Here is a 17,950-nt window from a genome sequence, read left to right on the forward strand (position 1 = left end):
GAACTGTGCCGGGGAGCACCACTTCGTCACCACTGGCCACTAAGGTCCTCCCCCGTTACTGACACCTCAGCGAGAGCGAGGCGCGCTCGTGGGCCACATCGCCACTTCCTTCCCAGAGAGAACCGACGGCTTCCCGGAAGGGGCCGACGGCCTCGCGGCGGCCGGGGAGGACGCCGTCCACCTGGCCCGGGGACTCGTCCGCCGCGACTCCACCAACCACGGGGGCGGTCAGGGCGACGAGCGCGAGGCCGCCGAGTACGTCGCCGAGGCCCTGGGCGACGCCGGACTGGACCCCCTGCTGCTGGAGTCGGCGCCCCGGCGGGCGAACGTGGTCGTGCGCGTTCCCGGCACCGACCCCTCGGCCCCGGCGCTGCTGGTGCACGGCCACCTGGACGTGGTGCCCGCCGACGCGGCCGACTGGACGCTGCCCCCCTTCGCCGGTGAGGTGGCCGACTGCCCCGTCACCGGCGTGCCCGCGCTGTGGGGGCGCGGCGCGGTGGACATGAAGAACACCATCGCCACGGTCACCGCCGTGGTGCGCCACTGGGCGCGCCACGGGCTGCGGCCCCGGCGCGACATCGTGCTGGCCTTCGTCGCCGACGAGGAGGACAGCGCCGCCTACGGCGCCGACTACCTGGTCCGCGAGCACGCCGAGCTGTTCGAGGGCTGTACCACCGCGATCGGTGAGGGCGGCGGGGAGACCATCCACGCCCGCACGGCCTCCGGGGAGCCGGTGCGCCTGTACCCGGTGGGCGCGGCCGAGCGCGGCAGCGCCTGGCTGAGCCTGCGCGCCCAGGGCACGGCCGGGCACGGTTCCCGGCCGCCGAGCGACAACGCGATCGGCGCCCTGGCCGCGGCCCTGGCCCGGATCGACGGCTACGAGTGGCCGCTGCACCTGACCCCCGTCACACGGGCGGCGATCGACGCGATCGCCGCGGCCCTGGAGGTGGAGCGCTTCCCCGGTGACACGGCGACCGCGGAGGCGGTGGACGCCCTGGTCGCCAGTCTGGGGGCGGCCGCGCCGCTGATCGGCCCGACCACGCGCAACAGCGCGACGCCCACGATGTTCTCGGCCGGGTACAAGGTGAACGTGGTGCCCGGGGAGGCCACGGCGGGTGTGGACGGCCGGGTGCTGCCCGGCGCGGAGGAGCAGTTCGCCGCGATCATGGAGGAGCTCACCGGCGACCGGGTGACCTGGGAGTACGCGCACGGTTCGCCGCCGGTGTCCGCGCCCGTGGACTCCCCCGCGTTCGCGGAGCTGCGCGAGGCCCTGCTGCTGCACGACCCCGGGGCCCACGTGGTGCCGGTGTGCCTGTCGGGGGGCACCGACGCCAAGGTGTTCTCCCGGCTGGGCATCGACTGCTACGGCTTCTCGCCCCTGGCCCAGCCCGAGGGCCTGGACTACTCGGGTCTGCTGCACGGTGTGGACGAGCGGGTGCCGCTGGAGGGGCTGCGCTTCGGAGTGCGCGCGCTGGACACGTTCCTGCGCGCCTGAACGGCGAAACCCCTGGTCGGCTGGGAGGCTGGGACCGGGGAGGGCCGGACTCCGCAAGACGCGGCCTCGAAGGGCCCGGTCGCGGAGTGTCCGAGCAGCAGTGGTGGGGAGAGGCGTCGCGTCCGGTGGCGCGCGAGCGAGGGGGAGGGCCCGGGGTGGGAGAGGCGATGACCGAGGTGGCGGACGCGGCGGTGCGGGTCGCGGACGCGCGGGGTGTGCGCGCGCTGGTCCGTCCGCCGCGCCTGCGGGAGGGCGACCGGGTGCGCCTGGTCGCCCCGTGCAGCCCGGTTCCCGCGGAGCGGCTGGAGGCCGCGGTGGGGACGCTGCGCGGCTGGGGGTTGGAGGTGGAGCTGGCCCCGCACGTGCGCGAACGCCACCCGCGGCTGCCCTACCTGGCCGGAGCGGACGCCACGCGGGCCGCCGACCTCCAGGAGGCCTGGTGCGACCCGGACGTGGACGCGGTGCTGTGCGTGCGCGGCGGCGACGGGGCGCACCGGACGGTGGACCTGCTGGACTTCGACGCGATGCGCCGGGCCGAGCCCAAGGCGCTGGTCGGGTTCAGCGACATCACGGCGCTGCACGAGGCGTTCGCGGTGGAGCTGGGCGTGGCCACGGTGCACGGGCCCGTGGTCGGCACGGGGTACTTCGTGGGTGATCCGGTGGCCCAGGAGGAGTTGCGCACCACCCTGTTCGAGCCCGAGCGGCGGACCGTGCTGACCTCGCCGGGCGCGCACGCGCTGGTGCCGGGGCGGGCCGAGGGGGTGACGTTCGGCGGGAACCTGAGCCTGCTCAACGACGGTCTGGCCACGCCGCACAGCCGCCTGTCGGCCTCCGGCGGCATCCTGCTGCTGGAGGACGTCGGCGAGGACGTGGCCCGGCTCGACCGGATGCTCACGCACCTGCTGCGCACGGGGTGGGCGGACGGGCTGGCCGGGGTGGCCCTGGGCTCGTGGACGGACTGCCCGCCGGGGCCGGAGGTGGTCGCCGAGCTGATGCGCGACCGGCTGGAGCCGCTGGGGGTGCCGGTGCTGTGGGGGCTGGAGTTCGGGCACTGCGCGGCCCAGCTCACGGTTCCGCTGGGGGTGCCCGCCCTGCTCGACGCGGACGGGGGCCGTCTGGAGCTGGCCGTCCCGGGACTGGCCTAGGCTCCCCCGGGCGCGTGGGCGGGGACGGCAGAGGCGCACCCGTTTCGCCCCGCCCCGGCGGCCTCCGACCCGTCCGTGCGGCGGTTCTGCGTCCGGCGGGCCCGGCCGGTGGTGGATGAGGGGGCGTCTCGGCGTCGGACACGGGCCCTCCGCGGCCGTCCGCGCACGGGACGGCATCGCCGGTATTGATATACCGCTCGGGCGTCGTGGCGTTAGACTCGTCGTATGGTGCGTGAACCGCTGACCGCAGACCAGATCGAGCGCGGGCGTCTCCTGGGCGCCCTGCTCCGCCGGGCCCGCGCGGAGCGCACGATGGTCGACGTCGCGCGCGAGGCCCAGATCTCGGTCGAGACCCTGCGCAAGATCGAGGGCGGGCGCATCCCCACCCCCACGTTCTTCACGGTCGCGGCGATCGCCGCCGCGCTCGGCCTGTCCCTGGACGAACTCCTGCGCCGGGTGGACGCCGACGCGACCGCCGCCCGGGACCCCGCGACCGCCTCCCTGGCCGTCTGACTTCCCACCCGCCCCTAACGTTGGTCGTGTACCCGCGGGTACGGTTCCGTGCGCGGTCCGCCCCTTCCGGCGGCGGGCACGGACCGGGCCGCGTCAGCCAGGACCACAGGGGGAGCACATGAACGAACAGGCGCTGAGAGTGGACGAGGCCGAGCTGCGCGGCCTCCTCGACGGCCGCTGGGCACACGTGCGCGAACACATGCGCGACGCCCTGCGGGGAGACCTGTACGCCCCCGTGTACGGACTGTCGGTGGAGGAGCACCGCGCCCGCACGCTCACCCAGATCAGGGCCCTGGCCAAGACCGACCTGCCCTCCTACGGCTTCCCCGCCTCGGTGGGCGGCCGCGACGACGTCGGCGCGTCCGTGGTCGGCTTCGAGATGCTGGTCAACGACCTGTCGCTCATGGTGAAGATGGGCGTGCAGTGGGGGCTGTTCGGCGGGGCGATCAGCGCCCTGGGCACCGAGGCCCACCACGCCGAGTACCTGCCCGGCGCGATGTCGATGGAGCTGCCCGGCTGCTTCGCGATGACCGAGACCGGCCACGGCTCGGACGTGCAGGGCCTGCGCACCACGGCCGTCTACGACCCCGGCACCGAGGAGTTCGTGGTCCACACCCCCGACGAGGCGGCGCGCAAGGACTACATCGGCAACGCGGCCCGCGACGGCCGCCTGGCGGTGGTGTTCGCCCAGCTGAGCACCGGCGGCGAGGAGCACGGCGTGCACGCCCTGGTGGTACCGATCCGGGACGGGCGGGGCAGGCCGATGCCGGGCGTGCGCATCGGCGACTGCGGACCCAAGGCCGGGCTCAACGGCGTGGACAACGGACGGCTGGAGTTCGACCACGTCCGGGTGCCGCGCACCAACCTGCTCAACCGGTACGGGGACGTGGCCGCCGACGGCACCTACTCCAGCCCCATCGAGAGCAAGGGCCGACGCTTCTTCACCATGCTCGGAACGCTGGTCCGGGGCCGGATCAGCGTGGCGGGCGGCGCGGGGAGCGCGGCCAAGGCCGCGCTGACCATCGCGGTGCGCTACGGCGACACCCGCCGCCAGTTCACCCGGCCCGACGGCGAGGGGCGGCCCGAGCGGGAGGTGCGCGTCCTGGACTACCTGGCGCACCAGCGCAAGCTGCTGCCCGCCCTGGCCCGCACCTACGCGCTGCACTTCGCACAGGAGGAGCTGGTCACCCGGCTGCACGAGCTGTCCCGCTCCCCCGAGCGCGACGAGCACGCCCAGCGCGAACTGGAGTCGCGGGCGGCCGGGCTCAAGGCGGTGGCCACCTGGCACGCCAGCCAGACCATCCAGACCTGCCGCGAGGCGTGCGGCGGCGCCGGGTACCTGTCCGAGAACCGGATTCCCCAGCTCAAGGCCGACTCCGACATCTTCACCACGTTCGAGGGCGACAACACGGTCCTGCTCCAGCAGCTCACCAAGGGCCTGCTGACCAACTTCAAGGACTCCTTCGGCGACCTGGACCAGCTGGGGCTGGCCCGATTCATGGCGGGCAAGGTCTTCGAGACGGTCATCGAGCGCACCGCCGCGATCCCGCTGATCGAGCGGCTCGTCGCGGCCGCCCCGGGGCGCGGCGAGGAGGCCAGCCTGTACAACCGGGGCTGGCAGCTGGAGCTGCTGGAGGACCGCGAGAAGCACGTCGTCGAGGGCCTGGCCGCGCGGCTGCGCAGGTCCGGCAGGAACGGCGAGGACGCCTTCGACGTGTTCAACCGAGCTCAGGACCACGTGCTCACCGCGGGCCGCGCGCACATGGACCGGGTGGTGCTGGAGGCGTTCGTGGCGGGGATCGACCGCTGCGGGGACACCGCGACCGCCAAGCTGCTCAACCGGCTGTGCGACCTGTACGTGATGTCGGTGGTCGAGGAGAACCGCGCCTGGTTCCTGGAGCACGAGCGGCTCTCCACCTCGCGGGCCAAGGCGGTCACCCAGGCGGTCAACGACCTGTGCCGGGGCCTGCGCCCCTACGCCGTGCAGCTGGTGAACGCGTTCGGCCTGCGCGACGAGTGGCTGGCCGCGCCGATCGCGCTGGGCGGCGAGCACGCCCGCCAGGGCGACCCGGTCCCCGGGCGCGGCTGAGCCCCCGCCCCTTCCCCGTGCCGCCCCTTCCTCGTGCCGATGCCCGTCAGGGCACGGGGGAGGCGGCGCGGGGCGCGGGGATAGGCTGGTCGGAGTCGAAGGGCGCGGGCCGCCGGAGGGTGCGGACGCGCTGGTGGGATGAGGGGTGTGGATGTCGGCCATCCGGCTGCTGGTCCTGGGGGCGGTCCGCCTGCGCGGGCGGGCGCACGGCTACCAGGTGCGGGCCGACCTGGAGTCCTGGGGCGCGCACGAGTGGTCCAACGCCAAGCCGGGGTCGATCTACCACGCGCTCAAGCAGATGGCCCGGCAGGGTCTGCTGCACGCCCACGAGACCGCGCCCTCCACCGTCGGAGGTCCGCCCCGGACCGAGTACGAGATCACCGGCGAGGGCGCCCGGGAGTACTTCGCCCTGCTGCGCCGGGCGGTGTCCTCGCACGAAGCGCACACGGACGTGCTCTCGGCCGGTCTGGGCTTCATCGTGGACCTGCCCCGGCGGGAGGCGGTCGACCTGCTCAGGCGGCGGGTCGAGGGCCTGGAGGAGTGGCGCGGGGGCGTGGTCGCCCACTACGCCCCGGAGGAGGGCCCCGGCCAGGCGGGCCACATCGGCGAGATCATGGACATGTGGGTGCACTCCGCGGAGTCGGACGCGGCGTGGACGCGCTCGCTGATCCGGCGCATCGAGGGCGGCGCCTACTCCTTCGCCGGTGAGGAGGGCGACCCCTACGAGGGCGTCCTCACCGGTGAGGAGCCGGAGGCGTCCCCCTCCGGTTGAGGGGCCCTCAGGCCCCGTCCGCTTCAGGGGTTCGCGCGCCGAGCCAGTGCCGCAGCGCGGAGGCGTTGCGCAGCTCCCCCTCGACCCTGCTCAGCTCATCGCCGGTGACGGGTATCGCGCCCAGCCGCTCCCGCCACTCCTGGACGCCCTCCTCCTCGCCGAGGGCGACCGCGAGTTCGACGAGCATGGCCAGCGCCAGCGCCCGCTCCACCGCGGGCGCCCGGTCCCCGTGCCGCTTCAGTCCGGAGCGGATCCGCCGGAAGGCGGCGAGGTCGTCGGTCTTGAAGTCGCGCAGGATCCGCGCGCCGTCCAGGACGCGGGCGAGCCCGTCGAGGTCCTTGGAGCCGCCGTACTCCAACCTCTCGGGCTCGCCGCGCTGGATGAAGATGAGCGAGTTCCCCGAGGGGTCCATGAGCGTGAAGCGGCTGGCGCCCGGCCGGTGGCGCGTGATGCGCGGCAGCCCCTTCACCAGGACCCTGCCGTAGGCCCGGCGCATGGCCCGCGTGAGGACGGTGTGGTAGGGCGCGACCGCGTCGACCATGACCAGGCAGCCGCCGCTGTTCTCCAGTGCGGGGTCCAGGCCCTTCGGGGCGCGGCCGTAGTGCAGGTCGAACCCGCTCCAGTGGAAGGCCAGGTAGAGGTAGGGCCTGGTCTGCTCGTAGGTGACCTCGAAGCCGAGGGCCCGGTAGAACTCCAGGGTCTCCTCGGCCGAGACGCACGGCAGCAGCGGAACGGTCGTCTCGTTGGCCCGTACGGCGGCCGCCTCCGACCGGCCCCGCCCCGCGTCGCCTTCCGTACCGCCGTCCGCCCGCGCGGTGTCCGTTCCGGCCACGCGCACCTCCCATTAGTCAAGTTTGATTACTTTGTGAGGGTAGTCCCGCCGGAGTCCACTGGTCAAACTTGATTACGGACTGAAACGCCGGACCCGCCGCCGCGCACGACCGGCCCCGGGGCCGCGCCGGCGGGCCGCGAACCGACCCCGCCGCGGGTCTTTCCTCGGCGGAGCGGCCCCCCTAACATGAGAGACATTCATGTTAGGTAGGTCACACGTGCGCCCACCCCCCGCGCAGTCCTCCTCCCCCGCCCCCGCCCCGCGAACGCCCGCCGCGCTCGCCGAGCCCACCCGGCCCGTGCGCCGCCTGTGGGTGGCCGGGATCAGCCTGGCCAACCTCGGCATGTGGATGGCCTTCTTCGGTCCGCTCCAGGTCCTGCTGCCCGAACAGGTCGGCCTGCTCGCGCCCGACGCCAAGGAGACCGCCCTGGCCTGGGTGACCGGGGCGGGCGCGGCCTGCTCCACCCTGGGCACCCCGCTGGCCGGGGCCCTGTCCGACCGGACCACCGGCCGGTTCGGGCGCCGACGCCCCTGGATCCTGGCCGGTGCGCTCCTGGGCGGCCTGGGCCTGGTGGTGCTCGGCCGACAGGACGGCGTCCTCGGCGTCCTGGTGGGGTGGTCCTTCGTCCAAGCCGCGCTGTCCTGCCTGAACGCGACCCTGCTCGCGGCCGTGCCCGACCACGTGCCGGTCCGCCAGCGCGGCGTGGTCTCGGGGTGGATCGGCGTACCGCAGTCGGCGGGCGTGGTGGTGGCGGTGCTGCTGGTGACCGTTGTGGTCACGGGGATCGCCCCCGGCTACGCCCTCCTCGGCGCGCTGACCGTCCTGTGCGTCCTGCCGTTCGCGCTGCTGGCCCCCGACCCGCCGCTGCCCCGGGAGGCGCGCCCCTCCTGGAGCGGGTTCGCGCGCGGGCTGTGGGTGTCCCCGCGCCGCCACCCCGACTTCGGCTGGGCGTGGCTGACCCGTTTCCTCATGCAGACGGGCAACGCCATGTTCACCCTCTACCTGCTCTACTTCCTCACCGACGCGGTGGGCTACGAGGAGCTGTTCCCCGGCTCCTCGGCCGCGGACGGGCTGCTGGTGCTGATCGCCGTCTACACGGCGGCGGTCGTGGCCACGACCGTGCTGGCCGGTCTGGTCTCGGACCGCATCGGCCGCCGCAGGGGGATGGTGTGCCTGTCCGGGGTGGTCTCGGCGGTGCCCGCGTTCCTGGTCGCCGCGTTTCCGACGTGGCCGATGAGCCTGGCGTGCGCGGTGGTCCTGGGGGTCGGCTTCGGTGTCTACCTGTCCGTGGACAACGCCCTGGTCACCGAGGTCCTGCCGAGCGCGGGCGGGCGGGCCAAGGACCTGGGGATCGTCAACATCGCCAGCGCCGGACCGCAGGTCATCGCCCCGGCCCTGGCCGGTCCGATCGTGGTCCACCTGGGCGGCTACCCGGTCCTGTACACCGTGTGCGGGCTGCTCAGCCTGCTGGGCGGGGTGCTGGTGTGGCGGATCCGGGGTGTGGCATGAGTCCCCGCCGGTTCCACACGTTCCCTCCGGTCCGCTCCTCGACCCCCGTCCACCCCGTCAGACCCAGCGAAAGGCAGGTACCGTCCATGTCGTCACCGTTCCTGTGGGGAGTGGCCTCCTCCGCCTTCCAGATCGAGGGCGCCCTCGACGCGGACGGGCGCGGCCCGTCGGTGTGGGACGTCTTCGCCGAGCGCCCGGGCGCGGTCCGCGACGGGCACAGCCCCGCCCGGGCCTGCGACCACTACCACCGGTGGGCCGAGGACGTGGACCTGCTCGACCGGCTCGGGGTGAACGCCTACCGGTTCTCGCTCGCCTGGCCCCGGGTCGTGCCGACCGGGCGCGGCGCGGTGAACGGGGCCGGTCTGGACTTCTACGACCGCCTGGTGGACGCCCTGCTGGCCCGGGGGATCACCCCGGTGCCGACGCTGTTCCACTGGGACCTGCCCCAGGCGCTGGAGGAGGCGGGCGGCTGGAGCGAACGCGACACGGCGCACGCGTTCGCCGAGTACGCCGCGGCGGCGGCCGACCGCCTCGGCGACCGGGTGGACCGGTGGATCACCCTGAACGAGCCCCTGGTGCACACCACCTACGGGCACGCGCTCGGCGTCCACGCCCCGGGGCGGACCCTGACGGTGCCCGAGGTGATGCGGGTGGCCCACCACATGCTGCTCGCGCACGGGCTGGCCGCCGGGGAGCTGCGCTCGCGCGGCCTGGAGGCGCTGCTCACCAACAACTACTCCCCCGTCCGCCCCGCCACCGGCTCCGAGGCCGACGCCGCCGCCGCGCACGCCTACGACACCCTGCACAACCGGCTGTTCACCGACCCCGTGCTGACCGGCGCCTACCCGGACCTGTCGGCCTTCGGCGTCGCGGAGGTCCCCGGCGTGCGCGAGGGCGACCTGAAGGCGGTCGCGGGCAGCGCGGACGGCCTCGGGGTCAACTACTACAACCCCACCGTGGCCACCGCGCCCGACGGGGGGTCGGGGCTGCCGTTCGGGTTCGGCGAGGTCACCGGGGCGCCGGTGACGGCGTTCGGGTGGCCGGTGGTGCCCGAGGGGCTGGGCCGGATGATCGACCTGCTGCGCGAGCGCCACGGCGAGGCGCTGCCGCCGCTGTACGTCACCGAGAACGGCTGCTCCTACGAGGACCGGGTCTCCCCCGGCGGGCGGATCGCCGACCCCGAGCGGATCGCCTACCTGGAGGGGCACGTGGCCGCCGTGGAGGCCGCGCGGGAGCGGGGCGCGGACGTGCGCGGGTACTTCGTGTGGACGCTCACCGACAACTTCGAGTGGGCCGAGGGCTACCACCAGCGCTTCGGGCTGGTGCACGTGGACCACGCCACCCAGGAGCGCACCCCGAAGGACTCCTTCGCCTGGTACCGGGACCTCGTCGCCGCCAGGACCGCGTCAGCCGGTGCGTGAGGGACGGCCGCGGCGCACGGCGGAGCCCCGGCCGGGCGCACGCGGGAGCCGGGGTACGGCCGGGGTCAGTCCGCGACGGCGTCCAGGGTGCCGCTGTCGTGGCGTTCGGGGGCCTCCTCGCCGCGCTGGCGGGCGGGCTCCCACCACCACCAGTGCGACTCGGGCACCCAGGAGGGGACCTCCTCGTCGTTGACCGGCCGCGCCCGGCCCGCCACCGCGGTGAGGGCCTCGTCGATGCGCGGGAGGGCCTCCAGGTCGCCCGGGCGCAGGAAGGCCTCCCAGGGCACGAACTCCTCGCCGAGCAGCTCCAGCATGGACCGCCGCCAGCAGGCGGGGCGGTAGGCCTCGTGCTCGCCGTTCTCGGCCGCGGTCTGGGTGCGGACCACGTACAGGCCGAGGCGGTCGGGGTTGCTGCCGCCCACCAGCAGCTCGGCCAGGGTGGCGCTGAACTCCTGGCCGCCGGGGGACCTGCGCTGCGCGGGCGTGGTCGCCCGGTACAGGGCGAAGAGGGCGGCGAAGGCGTTGTCCATCAGGGCGTCGCGGTCCCTGCGGCGCGAGGCGCTCTCGGCGAAGGCGTCCAACGCCCGCCTGGCCAGGTCCGGAAGGTCCCTGCCCGCATCCGCGCTCACCTTCACACCGCCTTGTCCGGTCCGGGGATGACGTTCGTCGCGGGCCCGTGGTCCCGCCGCTTCGATGATAAGCACGCTCCGTGCCGCCGAGGTAGCCGGTTCACGGTGCCGGGGTCCGCAGTTGCCCGTCAAGGGTGCGCGCCCACTGGCGCACGATCCGGCGCCGCCGGGGCCCGTCGTCGGTGAGCAGGTTGGCCAGTCCCAGGCCGCGTGCCAGGTCGAGGGTGGCCTGGACGGTCTCGCGTACCCCGGGGACCGACTCGTCCACGCCCAGCAGCTCCACGGCGGCCCGGTGGATCTCCCGGCCCATCCGTTCCTCCATGGGGATGATCCGCTCGCGCAGGACGGGGTCGCTGGCGGCGGCCGACCACAGTTGGAGGGCGGCGCGGAAGTCCGTTCCGGTGAAGGCGTCCACGACCATCTGCACGACCGCCTCGGTGCGGCCGCCGCCCTCGGGGACGGCGGCCGCGCCGCGCCGCAGCTCAGCGCCGCGGCTGTCGAGCATGTGCCGAAGCACGGCCAGGAACAGGTCCTCGCGGGTGGGGAAGTGGTGCTGGGCGGCGCCGCGCGACACCCCGGCCCGCCGCGCGACCGCGCCCACGGTGGCACCGGCCGCGCCCTCCTCGGCCAGGCAGGCCACGGCGGCCTCCAGCAGCCGGGCGCGGGTGGCCCGGCTGCGTTCCTGGCGCGGCTCGCGGTCGGCCCCGGTGTCCACGTCGCTGCTTCCCCCCTTCCCCGCGTCCCTGAGGCGGCCCGTGTCCGCGCGCCGACCGCTCAGTACGACCTGGGCAGTCCGAGGGACTGCTGTGCCACGTAGTTGAGCACCATCTCCCGGCTCACCGGCGCTATGCGCGCCAGGCGGGCGGCGGCGATCGCCGATCCCAGCCCGTACTCGCTGGCCAGGCCGTTGCCGCCCAGGGTCTGCACGGCCTGGTCGACCGCGCGCACGCACGCCTCCGCGGCGGCGTACTTGGCCATGTTGGCCGCCTCCCCCGCCCCCGCGTCGTCGCCGGAATCGTAGCGGAGCGCCGCGTGCTGGGTCATCAGGCGGGCCTGCTCCAGCTCGATCTTGACCTGGGCCAGCGGATGGGCCAGCCCCTGGTGGGCGCCGATGGGGGTGTCGCGCCAGACGGTGCGCTCCCTGGCGTAGGCCACCGCCTTGTCCAGGGCGTGGCGGGCGCTGCCCGCGGCCAGGGACGCGGCCATGATCCGCTCGGGGTTGAGTCCGGCGAAGAGCTGGAGGAGCCCGGCCCCGGGGTCGCCGACCAGGGCGTCGGCGGGCAGGCGCACGTCGTCCAGGAACAGCTGGTACTGGTGGTCGGGGCTGACCAGGTCCATCTCGATCCGGCGGGCCTCGAACCCCGGGGAGTCGGTGGGCACCGCGAACAGCGCGGCGGACAGGCGCCCGGTGTCCTCGTCCTGGACGCGTCCGACGACCATGACGGCGTCGGCCACGTCCACGCCCGAGATGAAGGTCTTGCGGCCGTTGAGCACCCAGCCCCCGCCGTCGCGCCGGGCGGTGGTGGTGATGCGGTGGGAGTTGGACCCGGCGTCGGGCTCGGTGATGGCGAAGGCCATGATGGTCTCGCCCGTGGCCAGGCCGGGCAGCCAGCGCCCGCGCTGCTCGGGGGTGCCGAAGCGGGACAGGACGGTACCGCAGATGGCCGGGGAGACCACCATCATCAGGGTGGGGCACCCGGCCGCGCTGAGTTCCTCCAGGACGGCGGCCAGGTCGCCGATGCCGCCGCCCCCGCCGCCGTACTCCTCGGGGATGTTGACGCCGAGGTAGCCGAGTCCTCCCGCCTCTCGCCACAGTTCGGTGAGGTAGGCGCCCTCCTTGGCGCGGGCCCGGTAGTACTCGGACCCGTACCCCGCGGCGAACGCGGACACGGCGGCGCGCAGGTCGACGCGTTCGGCGGGTTCGTTGAAGGTCATGGCACCGGTCACGGCGTGGCCCCTTCGTAGTCGAGGACGGCGAGGGGCGCCCCGGCGGGCACCCTCTGCCCCGCCGCGACCGGGATCTCCCGGACGGCACCGGCGGCGGGGGCGGTGACGCGGTGCTCCGTCTTCATGGCTTCCATGCGCAGCAGGGTCTGCCCGGGCTCGACCCGCTCGCCCACGGCGACCTCCACGGCGGTGACCGTGCCGGGCATGGGCGCGGGCAGGGCGCCGGGATCGACCGCGGCCTCGGGTTCGGGCAGGGGGTCGACGGGGGTGAGGGCGACCGACCCCAGGGGGGAGTCGACGTGGACGTCGCCGCCCGCGGCGGGGCGGTGGACGTCGAAGGCGCGGCGCAGGCCGTCCGCCTCCAGGACCACCCGGTCGGGCGCGGCCGAGAGCACGCGGACCCCGGCCTGTTCGGGCAGGTAGGACCCCCTCAGAGTGCGGTAGGCGGTGGTGGTCCGCCTCGCCTCGTCGCCGTCGACGTCGTGCTGGCGGACGAAGGGCTGGGAGGGCAGGGCGCGCCAGTTGGCGGGCACCCCGGCGGGGGCGGCGGCGCCGACGCGGGCGGCCTCGGCGGCGGACAGGGACGCGGCCAGCGCGGCGAGGCGTTCGGCGGCGGGGTCGGCCAGGGGTTGGACGAGGGCGTGGAGGCGGTCGCCGTCCAGGTAGCCGGTGTGCAGCCCCTCGGGGCGGGCCTCGGCCCCGGCGAACGCGGGGTGGCGCAGCGCCCGCACGAGCAGGTCGCGGTTGGTGCCCACCCCGTGCACGCGCGCGGCGGCCAGGGCCGCGGCCAGGCGGCGCAGCGCGTCGCGGCGGTCGCGCCCGTGTGCGACCACCTTGGCGAGCAGGGGGTCGAAGTCGGCTCCGACGGTGTCGCCGGGTTCGACCCCGCTGTCCAGGCGCACCCCGAAGGCGGACGGCGCGGCGAAGCGGGTGTCGGCGGGGACGTCGAAGGCGTGCAGGACGCCGGTGCGGGGCCGCCAGCCGTCGCGGGGGTCCTCGGCGTACAGGCGGGCCTCCACGGCGTGGCCGCGCGGCGCGGGCGGGCCGTCCCCGGGCAGGGCCTCGCCCTCGGCGACGCGGATCTGCCACTCGACCAGGTCCAGGCCGGTGACGCACTCGGTGACGGGGTGTTCGACCTGGAGCCGGGTGTTCATCTCCAAAAAGACCGGTTCGCCGAAGCCCTCCTCCCCGACGGGGACGAGGAACTCGGCCGTCCCGGCGCCGGTGTAGCCGATGGCGCGGGCCAGGCAGCGGGAGGCCCCGTGCAGGCGTTCGCGCAGGTCGTCGGGCAGGCCGGGGGCCGGCGTCTCCTCGATGACCTTCTGGTGGCGGCGCTGGACGGAGCAGTCGCGCTCGCCCAGGGCCCACACGGTGCCGTGGATGTCGGCCAGGACCTGCACCTCGACGTGGCGGCCGTGGGGGACGTAGGGCTCGCAGAACACCGCCGGGTCGCCGAAGGCCGAGGCCGCCTCGGCGCGGGCGGCGGCGGCCTCGGCGGGCAGGTCGGCCAGGTCGCGGACCACGCGCATACCGCGTCCGCCGCCGCCGGAGACGGCCTTGACCAGCACGGGCAGGTGTTCGGGGCGCACCTGCCCGGGGTCCAGGGCGTCGGCGACGGGCACCCCGGCGCCCCGGGCGATGTGCTTGGCGCGGGTCTTGGCGCCCATGCTCTCGACGGCCTCGGCCGGGGGGCCGATCCAGGTCAGCCCGGCGCCGGTGACGGCGCGGGCCAGGGCGGGGTTCTCGGACAGGAAGCCGTAGCCGGGGTGGACGGCGTCGGCTCCGCAGGCGCGGGCGGCGGCCACCACGGCGTCGGGGTCGAGGTAGGCGTCCACTGGGCCGCACCCCTCGGGCAGGGGCAGGCGCAAGGCGGTGTCGGCCTCGGCCACGTGCGCGGCGTTCTCCTCGCCGGGGGCGTGCACGGCGACGGTGGCGATGCCCAGCGAGCGGCAGGTGCGCATGATCCGGCGGGCGATCTCGCCCCGGTTGGCGACCAGGAGGCGGGTGACGGGGCGCGGCTGCGCGGGCTGGCCGGGGGCCGTGGCGCCCGACTCGGCGGAACCACCGGAAGGCCCGGCGGAGGGCGTGTGGTCCAAGGTCTCCTCACATTCGGAAGACGCCGAAGCGGTCGGTGCCCCGGACGGGGGCGTTGTGGGCGTAGGACAGGCACAGGCCCAGGACGGTGCGGGTGTCGCGGGGGTCGATGACGCCGTCGTCGTAGACCCGCCCGGACAGGAACAGGGGCAGCGACTCGGCCTCGATCTGGCGCTCCACCATCTCCCGCAGGGCGGCGTCCCGGTCCTCGTCGTAGGGCTGCCCCTTCCCGGCCGCGGACTGGCGGGCGACGATGGACAGCACCTCGGCGAGCTGGCGGGGGCCCATGACGGCGGAGCGGGCGCTGGGCCAGGCGAACAGGAAGCGCGGGTCGTAGGCCCGCCCGCACATCCCGTAGTGGCCGGCCCCGTAGGAGGCGCCCACGAGCACCGAGAAGTGGGGGACGGCGCTGTTGGAGACGGCGTTGATCATCATCGAGCCGTGCTTGATGATGCCGCCCTGCTCGTACTCGCGGCCGACCATGTAGCCGGTGGTGTTGTGCAGGAACACCAGCGGCGTGTGCGAGCGGTTGGCGAGCTGGATGAACTGGGCGGCCTTCTGGGCCTCGGCGCTGAAGAGCACGCCGTGGTCGTTGGCGAGCACACCCACGGGGTAGCCGTGCAGGTCGGCCCAGCCGGTGACCAGGCCGCCGCCGTAGGAGGGCTTGAACTCGTCGAACACCGAGCCGTCCACGAGGCGGGCGATGATCTCGCGCGGGTCCACGGGCACGCGCAGGTCGGGCGGCATGATCCCGAGCAGGTCCTCGGCCGGGTACAGGGGTTCGGGCGCCGACGGGCGCGGGGCGGGCCCCGCCTTCCGGTGGCCCAGGCGCGCCACGATGCGCCGTCCGAGACGGATCGCGTCGCGCTCGTCCTCGGCCAGGTGGTCGGCCAGGCCGGAGACCTCGGCGTGCATGCGGGCCCCGCCCAGCGACTCGTCGTCGCTCTCCTCGCCCGTGGCCGCCCGCACCAGCGGCGGGCCGCCCAGGAACACCTTGGAGCGCTCGCGCACCATGACCACGTGGTCGCTCATGCCGGGGACGTAGGCGCCCCCGGCGGTGGAGTTGCCGAAGACCAGCGCGACGGTGGGGACTCCGGCGGCGGACAGGCGGGTCAGGTCGCGGAAGGCCCGGCCGCCCGGGATGAAGATCTCCTTCTGGGTGGGCAGGTCGGCGCCGCCGGACTCCACCAGGCTGATCAGCGGCATCCGGTTGCGTTCGGCGATCTCGGCGGCCCGGGCGGTCTTCCTCAGGGTCCACGGGTTGCTGGAGCCGCCGCGCACGGTGGGGTCGTTGGCCACCAGCACGCACTCCACGCCGGAGACCGCGCCCACGCCGGTGACGAGGCTGGCGCCGACGTGGAAGTCGCTGCCCCAGGCGGCGAGCGGCGACAGCTCCAGGAAGGGGCTGCCCTCGTCCAGCAGGAGTTCGATCCTCTCGCGGGCCAGCAGGCCGCCCCGGGCGCGGTGGCGATCCACGTAGCGCCGCCCTCCCCCGGCCAGGGCCTTGGCGTGCTCGGCGTCGATCTCGTTGAGCTTGGCCAGCATCGCCTCGCGGGCCTCGGCGAAGGCGGGCGAGGCGGTGTCGATCCCGGTCCTGAGCACGCTCACGGCTGTTCCACCTCCGCCAGCACGGTCTCGGGAACGGGGACGCGGCGGGCCCGCAGCCACTCGCCCAGCCCCTTGGCCTGGGGGTCCACGCCCTCGCGGCGCGCGGTGCCGGGGGCGAGCAGGCCCTCGATCCAGAAGTTGGCGGCGCGCAGGTTGGGCAGCAGGTGCCGGGTGACGCGCAGTCCGGTGGTCTCGGGCAGGAGTTCGCGCAGCAGGTCGGCGGTCAGGGTGGTGGCCAGCCACCGCCACGCCGTCTCGCCGCGCACCCACACGCCCAGGTTGGCGTCGGCGCCCTTGTCGCCGCTGCGCGCGCCCAGGACCAGGCCGAGCGGGACCGGGCGCGCGGGGCCCCGGGGCAGGGGTTCGGGCAGCGGGGGCTCGGCGACCTCGGCCAGGGCCCGGGTGCGGGGCGCGGGCGCGACGGGCACCCGCGCGCCGTCGGGCAGGATCGCGGTGTGGGCGACCTCGGCGGCGGGCACGAGCGCGTGCGTGGCGGCGACCCCGTCGGGGCGGGCGTCGCGCGGCGGCGCGGTGAGGTGGAACCCGGCGTAGCTGCCCAGGGCCAGTTCCACGGCGGCCGCGCCGAAGGAGCGGCCCACGACCGCGGGGTCGTGGTCGCGGGCCACCACGCGCAGGCGGGCGGTGGCCGCGTCCTGGGTGTCGCCGTGGGGGTCCTGGGCGGGCACGAGGGTGAAGCGCAGGTCGTCGGGCGCGCGGTCGGCGAGGGCGGCGCGCATCTGGCGTTCGGCCTGGGCGGCCTTGGCCTCGGCGTCCAGGCCGGTGACCAGGAACTCGACCTCGTTGCGAAAGCCCGTGAGGCTGGTCAGGCCGACCTTCAGGTCGGGGGGCGGCTCCTCGCCGCGGGTTCCGCTGAGCAGGACGCGGTCGGGCCCCTGCCCGGTGAGGCGCACGGTGTCCAGGCGGGCGGTGACGTCGGGGCCGGGGTAGCGGGCTCCGGCGACCTCGTAGACGAGTTGGGCGGTGACGGTCCCGGTGGTGACGGCGCCGCCGCTGCCGGGGTGCTTGGTGATGACGGCGCTGCCGTCGGCGTGGATCTCGGCGAGGGGGAAGCCGGGCCGGTCCAGGTCGCGGCCCTCGCGCAGGAGTTCGGCGGCCAGGGCGTAGTTGCCGCCGGTGGCCTGGGTGCCGCACTCGATGACGTGCCCGGCGACGGTGGCCCCGGCCAGGGCGTCCAGGTCCCCGGGGGTCCAGCCGAAGTGGGCGGCGGCCGGGCCCACGGCCAGGGAGGCGTCGGTGACGCGGCCGGTGACGACGATGTCGGCGCCCGCCTCCAGGCATGCGGCGATGCCGAAGGCGCCCAGGTAGGCGTTGGCGGTCAGGGGGGAGCCCAGGTTGAGTTCCTCGGCGCGGTCGATGAGGTCGTCGCCGGTGACGCAGGCGATGCGGGGTTCGAGGCCGAGCCCGTCGGCGAGTTCGGTGAGCCGGTCGGCGAGGCCGCGCGGGTTGAGGCCGCCCGCGTTGGTGACCACCCTGGTGCCGCGTTCCATGACCAGCGCCAGGGTCTCGCGCATCTGGCTCAGGAAGGTCCGGGCGTAGCCGCGGCCGGGGTCGCCGAGCTGGTCGCGGCCGAGGATGGCCATGGTGAGCTCGGCCAGGTAATCGCCGGTGAGGACGTCCACGCGCCCCTCGGTGAGCATCTCGTGGACGGCGGCGAAGCGGTCCCCGTAGAAACCGGAGGCGTTCGCGACCAGCAGCGGGGGCGCCGGGGTGGCAGCAGCGGTCATGGACACGAGGGTGACACCGGCCACACGGAAAAACAAGCACGTGTGCTTGTTTTTCCGGACGGGCGGTCGGGCCCGAGCGGACACGGTGGGCGGGCGCGGTATGGCCGAAACCGGCCACGGGGCGTGCGTTACTCCCCCTCGGAGCGGGGG

The 17,950-nt window shown here is 75.1% G+C and carries 14 protein-coding genes; 7 read left to right on the forward strand and 7 right to left on the reverse strand.

What is annotated here, in order from left to right; all coding sequences use genetic code 11:
* The first annotated feature begins 88 nt into the window (after positions 1–88).
* From ACSTA4_RS21120 to ACSTA4_RS21140, 5 genes are all read left to right on the forward strand, one after another.
* Entirely contained in the window at positions 89–1,495 is a 1,407-nt protein-coding gene (locus tag ACSTA4_RS21120) for a M20/M25/M40 family metallo-hydrolase (protein ID WP_444960728.1), read from the forward strand.
* 167 nt (positions 1,496–1,662) lie between these two features.
* The gene (locus ACSTA4_RS21125; protein WP_444960729.1) at positions 1,663–2,640 is read left to right on the forward strand and encodes a S66 peptidase family protein; all 978 of its coding nucleotides are present in this window, start codon (positions 1,663–1,665) and stop codon (positions 2,638–2,640) included.
* 225 nt (positions 2,641–2,865) lie between these two features.
* On the forward strand, positions 2,866–3,153 hold the full coding sequence (locus ACSTA4_RS21130) for a helix-turn-helix domain-containing protein (protein WP_019609735.1): 288 nt from the start codon (positions 2,866–2,868) through the stop codon (positions 3,151–3,153).
* Between the two features lie 118 nt (positions 3,154–3,271).
* The gene (locus tag ACSTA4_RS21135) at positions 3,272–5,242 is read left to right on the forward strand and encodes an acyl-CoA dehydrogenase family protein (protein WP_444960730.1); all 1,971 of its coding nucleotides are present in this window, start codon (positions 3,272–3,274) and stop codon (positions 5,240–5,242) included.
* A gap of 151 nt (positions 5,243–5,393) precedes the next feature.
* Positions 5,394–6,014, forward strand: a complete 621-nt coding sequence (locus tag ACSTA4_RS21140; RefSeq protein ID WP_444960731.1) for a PadR family transcriptional regulator — start codon at positions 5,394–5,396, stop codon at positions 6,012–6,014.
* A gap of 7 nt (positions 6,015–6,021) precedes the next feature.
* On the opposite strand, the gene ACSTA4_RS21145 is transcribed toward ACSTA4_RS21140, so the two are convergent.
* The gene (locus ACSTA4_RS21145; protein WP_444960732.1) at positions 6,022–6,846 is read right to left on the reverse strand and encodes a glyoxalase; all 825 of its coding nucleotides are present in this window, start codon (positions 6,844–6,846) and stop codon (positions 6,022–6,024) included.
* Positions 6,847–7,045: 199 nt separating this feature from the next.
* On the opposite strand from ACSTA4_RS21145, the gene ACSTA4_RS21150 reads away from it, so the two are divergent.
* Positions 7,046–8,356 (forward strand): MFS transporter, encoded by a 1,311-nt coding sequence (locus ACSTA4_RS21150; protein WP_444960733.1) that lies wholly within the window; start codon positions 7,046–7,048, stop codon positions 8,354–8,356.
* 86 nt (positions 8,357–8,442) lie between these two features.
* A complete protein-coding gene (locus ACSTA4_RS21155) occupies positions 8,443–9,777 on the forward strand; it encodes a GH1 family beta-glucosidase (protein WP_444960734.1) in 1,335 nt (444 codons plus the stop codon).
* Positions 9,778–9,842: 65 nt separating this feature from the next.
* Here the strand turns inward: ACSTA4_RS21155 and ACSTA4_RS21160 are convergent, their stop codons facing one another.
* The 6 genes from ACSTA4_RS21160 to ACSTA4_RS21185 all read right to left on the reverse strand — a co-directional run bounded on the left by ACSTA4_RS21160 (position 9,843) and on the right by ACSTA4_RS21185 (position 17,824).
* Positions 9,843–10,412: a hypothetical protein gene (locus ACSTA4_RS21160; protein WP_274974175.1), complete on the reverse strand. Its 570-nt coding sequence runs from the start codon at positions 10,410–10,412 to the stop codon at positions 9,843–9,845.
* Between the two features lie 94 nt (positions 10,413–10,506).
* Positions 10,507–11,121 (reverse strand): TetR/AcrR family transcriptional regulator, encoded by a 615-nt coding sequence (locus ACSTA4_RS21165; RefSeq protein WP_416027233.1) that lies wholly within the window; start codon positions 11,119–11,121, stop codon positions 10,507–10,509.
* A 59-nt stretch (positions 11,122–11,180) separates the two neighbouring features.
* The gene (locus tag ACSTA4_RS21170; protein WP_444960735.1) at positions 11,181–12,353 is read right to left on the reverse strand and encodes an acyl-CoA dehydrogenase family protein; all 1,173 of its coding nucleotides are present in this window, start codon (positions 12,351–12,353) and stop codon (positions 11,181–11,183) included.
* Positions 12,350–14,449, reverse strand: a complete 2,100-nt coding sequence (locus ACSTA4_RS21175; RefSeq protein ID WP_444960736.1) for an ATP-binding protein — start codon at positions 14,447–14,449, stop codon at positions 12,350–12,352. Before ACSTA4_RS21175 ends, ACSTA4_RS21170 begins: the two co-directional genes overlap by 4 nt.
* Positions 14,450–14,456: 7 nt before the next feature.
* On the reverse strand, positions 14,457–16,055 hold the full coding sequence (locus ACSTA4_RS21180; protein ID WP_444960737.1) for an acyl-CoA carboxylase subunit beta: 1,599 nt from the start codon (positions 16,053–16,055) through the stop codon (positions 14,457–14,459).
* A complete protein-coding gene (locus ACSTA4_RS21185) occupies positions 16,052–17,824 on the reverse strand; it encodes an acyclic terpene utilization AtuA family protein (protein WP_444960738.1) in 1,773 nt (590 codons plus the stop codon). Before ACSTA4_RS21185 ends, ACSTA4_RS21180 begins: the two co-directional genes overlap by 4 nt.
* Between the last annotated feature and the right edge of the window lie 126 nt (positions 17,825–17,950).

It is taken from the genome of Nocardiopsis sp. M1B1, from assembly GCF_052466615.1.